This window comes from Streptomyces sp. NRRL F-5122 (assembly GCF_001507435.1).
In the GTDB taxonomy this organism is placed as follows: domain Bacteria; phylum Actinomycetota; class Actinomycetes; order Streptomycetales; family Streptomycetaceae; genus Streptomyces; species Streptomyces lannensis.
The window spans coordinates 1-322 of sequence record NZ_LMWH01000168.1; the positions used below are offsets into that span (position 1 = coordinate 1).

1 protein-coding gene is annotated in these 322 nt (G+C 70.5%); it reads right to left on the reverse strand.

Annotated features, from left to right (window positions below):
• The coding region (locus ADL25_RS18020) for a DUF2637 domain-containing protein (RefSeq protein WP_159044948.1) at positions 1 to 322 on the reverse strand (322 nt) is incomplete at both ends.

The window sequence follows — 322 nt, forward strand, 5'->3', positions numbered from 1 at the left end:
GGCGGACGCCCTCCATGTGCTTGTCCGCCGTGATGTCCGCGATCCGGCCGATCGCGTGGCGGGCCGCCTCGACGGCGACCACGAACAGCACGGGGATCACCGCGTGCATGCCCACACCCAGCGGGTCCGGCCAGGCCGCCGCGCCGTTGAACGCGATCGTCGCCGCCGTCAGCAGCCACGCCGTCTGGCGCAGGAGCGGGAAGGGGATGCGGATCCAGGTCAGCAGCAGGTCCAGGGCCAGCAGGACGCAGATGCCCGCGTCGATACCGATCGGGAAGACGTAGGCGAAGTTCCCGAAGCCCTTCTTGATGGCCAGCTCGCG